General features: G+C 71.7%; 4 protein-coding genes. 1 reads left to right on the top strand and 3 read right to left on the bottom strand.

Translation table 11 applies throughout. The annotated features are described in order from the left end of the window. Positions 1-3: 3 nt before the first annotated feature. The 3 genes from HCJ92_RS20910 to HCJ92_RS20900 all read right to left on the bottom strand — a co-directional run bounded on the left by HCJ92_RS20910 (position 4) and on the right by HCJ92_RS20900 (position 3,997). Positions 4-867 (bottom strand): DeoR family transcriptional regulator, encoded by an 864-nt coding sequence (locus tag HCJ92_RS20910; protein ID WP_167935166.1) that lies wholly within the window; start codon positions 865-867, stop codon positions 4-6. Positions 868-1,120: 253 nt separating this feature from the next. After that, positions 1,121-2,491 (bottom strand): GntP family permease, encoded by a 1,371-nt coding sequence (locus HCJ92_RS20905; protein ID WP_167935165.1) that lies wholly within the window; start codon positions 2,489-2,491, stop codon positions 1,121-1,123. A gap of 111 nt (positions 2,492-2,602) precedes the next feature. Further along, on the bottom strand, positions 2,603-3,997 hold the full coding sequence (locus HCJ92_RS20900; RefSeq protein WP_167935164.1) for a homoserine dehydrogenase: 1,395 nt from the start codon (positions 3,995-3,997) through the stop codon (positions 2,603-2,605). Between the two features lie 188 nt (positions 3,998-4,185). Here HCJ92_RS20900 and HCJ92_RS25165 point away from each other — a divergent pair. Further along, positions 4,186-4,383, top strand: a 198-nt coding sequence (locus HCJ92_RS25165; protein WP_245241057.1) for a four-carbon acid sugar kinase family protein, incomplete at its 3' end; no start/stop codon positions are given.

Below are 4,383 nucleotides of genomic sequence, written 5' to 3'. Positions count from 1 at the left end.
GCGTCAGCCGGCCGGGGTCGGCCGGGTGCCGCTCTCCTCCCCGCCCTCGCCGCCGCCCTCCGCGCCGGTGCCGCCGGAGGCGACCCGGGTCTCCACGCCTTGCCGCCGCAGCGCGTCGCGGGCGGCGCGGGAGAGGCCGGAGTCGGTGACCACCGAGTCGAACCGGTCGAGTCCGGCGACGCGGTACATGCCGAAGGTGCCGTACTTGGCGCTGCCGGTCAGCAGCACCGACCGCGACGCGCTGCCCATCGCGGCCTGCTTCACCTCGACCTTGGCGGGGGAGGGCGTCGTCACCCCGTGCTGGAGGTCCCAGGAGCTGGTGGAGATGTAGGCGATGTCGAGCGCCAGGTGGCCGAGGGTCTGCGCCGCGAGCCGACCGACGGTGGAGCGGTTGGCGTGCTCTATGCGACCGCCGGTGTGGATGACCTCGACGTCCGGGTTGCCCATGAGGGCGTTGGCGGTGGTGAAGTCGTTGGTCACGACCGTCATCCCCTGGTGCCGGACCAGGTGCGGCACCAGCGCCTGGCAGGTGGTGCCCGCGTCGAGGTAGACGGTGGTGTCGTCCTGGAGCAGGCCGGCGGCGAGCGCGGCGATGGCGAGCTTCGCCGGCTGGTCCATGGTCGACTTGTCCACGAAGCTCGGTTCGTGGTGGAGCTGCCCGGCGATGCGGACACCGCCGGGGACGGAGACGGCGCGTCCCTGCCGCTCCAGCGCCGCGATGTCGCGGCGGACCGTCATGTGGGAGACGCCCAGCATCTCGGTGAGCTGGTGCACGCTCAGCACCTCGTGCCCGCGTAGCAGCCTGATCAGCAACTCCCGCCGCTGGTCGGGGATCAGCGGGGTCTCGGGGGTCTCCTCCGACGACACGTTCACGCCTCCTTGCGTCCGAATGTCCGGCGTACCGGTGCCGGTCCGCTCGCGCGGTGCCGTTCCGGTCCGCGTCACCGCCCGAGGTGGGCGCCGGCCGTGGGCACCGGGCGGAAGGGATGGTCCCCGCTCCCGCCCGGCCCCCGCGACCGGCGCCCCGTGGTTGCTGTGGTGCTGTCCGGTGTCCGCCGGCGGGCTCACACCGCCGACGGACACCGGGGTCCGTCCGGTTCGGGCCCGTGGGGCCGGACCGTCAGATCAGGCCGAACCCGTAGAGGGCGTAGACGATCACGAAGCCGGTGATGCCGGAGAGCGCCGAGGCGATACCGATCGAGCGGATGCCCTGGCCCACCGTCATGTTCGACAGGGTCGTGGTGACCCAGAAGCCCGACGAGTTGGCGTGCTTCATGATCTGCGCGCCGGTGCCGCAGGCGAGGTAGATCGCGAGCGGGGAGATGCCGAGCGTGTCCGCGAGCGGCTGCATGATCGCCGCAGCGGTCATGACACCCAGGATGTTCGAGCCGGTGATGGTGCAGATGGCCGCGGCCACCAGGAACGGCACGATGATCGGGGAGAGGCCCCAGTCGCGGATCATGTCGGCGACCGAGTTGGCGACCTCGGTGTCGCGGATGATGGTCGCCAGCGCGCCGCCGACGCCGGTGAGCGCCAGGGGCATGGCGGCGAGCCGCAGACCGGACTCGAACAGGTCGTTGACGGTCTCCTTCTGGCCCCACTTGCGGCCGAACAGCGGCAGCGCGGTGAGGCAGCCGATGAAGAGCGCTATGACGGGCTGGCCGAGGAACGCGATGACCTGGCCGACGACGTTCTCGGCGCCGACCATGTCGACCACGTACGAGTTGAGCATGATGAGCACGACCGGCAGGAAGACCGGGACGAGCGACATCGACAGCTTCGGCCGGTGCTTCTCCTCCTCGGCGTCGGTGCCGTCCGCGCCGCCGGTGCCCGTGCCGCCCGCGCCGGAGAGGTGGCCGACGAACTCCGGCTTCGGGTCGACGTGCGTCTTGATCGTCAGCAGGTAGATCGTGGCGACGATGATGCTCGGGACCGCGACCGCCGCGCCCCACAGCATGGCCTCACCGAGGTCGACACCGAGCAGTGAGGAGGCGGCCAGCGGGCCGGGGCCCGGGGGCACCAGCGAGGTCATGACGTAGGCGCCCATGTACAGGATCGGGCCGAGCTTCATCATCGACATCCGCGTCTGGTACGCGAGGACCGAGACGACGGGGATCAGCATGAGGACCGTGGTGTCGGCGATCAGCGGGATACCGATGACCGTCGAGGCCAGCGCCACCGCCCACGGCACCTTCTTGCCGGAGAAGACCGTCAGCGCCGCCTCGGTGATCCGGTGCGCGGCGCCGCTGAGTTCCAGCATCTTGCCGAGGACGCAGCCGAAGATGATGAGCAGGCCGACGTTGGCGAGGGTGTTGCCGAAGCCCTCGGTGATCAGTTCCAGCGTCCGCGCCCCGCCCATGCCGAGCGCCAGGCCCAGCGTGGTGACGATGATGAACAGCGTGGCGACGGGGTGGACCTTGAACTTGGCGATCAGCAGTACCAGCACCGCGATCGCCGCGCCGAACGCGACGAGCGTATAGGCGTCGGACATAGGGAACCTCTTCGTTTCCTGGCCGCGTCAGCCGCGGCGGTCCTCGGGGCGAGGAGTAGGGGTCGGGGGCGTGGGGCGGGTGGAGCGTGGGGGTGAGGTGGGCTAAGGCGGTCAGGCCGTGTCACCACCGCGCGGCAGGGCCAGCCCGGCACGCCACGCCGCGAGCAGCTCGGCGTCGTGTCCGGTGAGGTGTCCGACCGTCAGCAGCTCGCCCGAGGCCACGTCCGCCGCGAGGACGGCGTGTGCCGCCAGGTACAGCGGCGCGGCGTCGGCGGGGGCGTCGTCGGTGGCCAGCAGGACGGGCGCGACGCCCTCGACCTCGTGGTGGTGGCCCCCCATGGTCAGCACCGTGCCGGCGGGCAGGTCGCGGGTGGCGCGGCCACCGAGGACGACGTGCTGGCGCGGCGCGGGCGAACCCGCGGGTACCCCGCGCAGTACCGCGTCGAGCAGCGTGGTGGGGGTCTCCACGCCCATCAGGTGGTACGGCAGGTACAGGCAGGCGTAGCGGCCGTCACGGCTGACGACGTGTCCCTTCTGGGCCAGCGTCTGCCAGGTGACGGGGTCGTGGGTGCGGACGACGGCGAAGACGCCGCCGGCGAAGCTGGCCTCCTCGGGCAGCCGCAGTACCGAGAAGACGTCCACCACGCCGTCCCGGGTGGAGACGCCGCCGTGCTCCCGCAGCGCGTAGACGTCTGCCAGCTCGGCGACGCGCGCCACCGGGTAGTGCATGGCCTCGACGTCGGCGGTGAAGCCGGTGGAGGTGGCGACCACTGCCATCTCGCAGTAGTCGGCGGCGGCGCTGCGCTTGAGCGGCGCGACCGCCTCGGCGCGGGCGGCCAGGGTGGCGCGGACGTCCTCGCCGAGCTTGAGCAGACCGCCGAGGGCGGGGGCGTCGATCGTCTCGCCGAGCTGGGTGACCGTGGCGGTCTCCGGGTCGTAGACCAGGTCGTACTCGCCGGACTTGCCGATCGCGACGATCTCCAGGCCCAGGCCGCGGGCCCAGTCGAACCACTGGATCAGGTTGGCGGGCTGGTCGCCGGTGGCGGTGGTGTACACCACGCCGTGCTCGGCGGCGATCGACGCCAGCTCCACGCCGGAGACGGAGTCGACCTCCTTGCTGACCATGGCGACGTGACGGCCGCCGGTCAGCGCGGTGCGGGCGGCGCGGTAGCCGACCGCCGGGCTGCCGGTCGCCTCGACGAGGATGTCGAACCCGCCGGCGGCGAGCAGCGCACTGTCGGCGACGACGGCGGTGCGTCCCGCGGCGACCGCGGCCGTCAGCGCCTCGACGTCACCGACGGTGACGAGTTCGTCGGTGGGAAAACCGAGGTCGGCGGCGAGGGCGTGCACACCGTCGGTGTCGAGGTCGCACAGCACGGACGCGCGCAGGCCCGGCATCCGTCGAGTCTGCGCGAGGAGCGTGCGGGCGAACCCACCGCAGGCGCCGGTCAGCGCGTAGGTGACAGTGCGGTCAACCGGCTGCGCGCCGGCCTGCTGGGCGTTCATCGCGTGCCCTCCTGGAGCTTGGCGGGTGACCCGGATGTTCCCGCCTCTGGAGCGGGAACGTAACGTCATTTAACATGAGCGTCAACTGTAGTAACATAAATTCACAGATCGGCTCGGCTGAGAGGCGCGCCGATCAGCAGGGCACGGAGAATCCGCGTAACGGACGGTGACGACGAATGGTGGCAGGCATGGTCAGATGGGGCGGCGTGGCCGACGACTTCACCGGGGCCACCGACCTCGCCACCAACTGGGTGGCGCGCGGACTGCGCACCAGCGTCACCCTGGGCGTGCCCACCGACGAACAGCTCGACGGGCTGCGCGGGATGGACGCCGTCGTCGTGGCGCTGAAGTCCCGCACCGCCCCCGTCGACGGCGCCGTCGACGAG

This window comes from Streptomyces spiramenti, assembly GCF_012034385.1.
In the GTDB taxonomy this organism is placed as follows: Bacteria; Actinomycetota; Actinomycetes; order Streptomycetales; family Streptomycetaceae; genus Streptomyces; species Streptomyces spiramenti.
The sequence above is the reverse complement of the archived record's forward strand: the minus strand, read 5'-3'. Positions and strand labels throughout refer to the sequence as shown.

Excerpts from the sequence above, each read along its gene's own strand:
- HCJ92_RS20900 (WP_167935164.1), bottom strand. The coding sequence starts at position 3,997 with ATGAACGCCCAGCAGGCCGGCGCGCAGCCGGTTGACCGCACTGTCACC.
- HCJ92_RS20905 (WP_167935165.1), bottom strand. The coding sequence starts at position 2,491 with ATGTCCGACGCCTATACGCTCGTCGCGTTCGGCGCGGCGATCGCGGTG.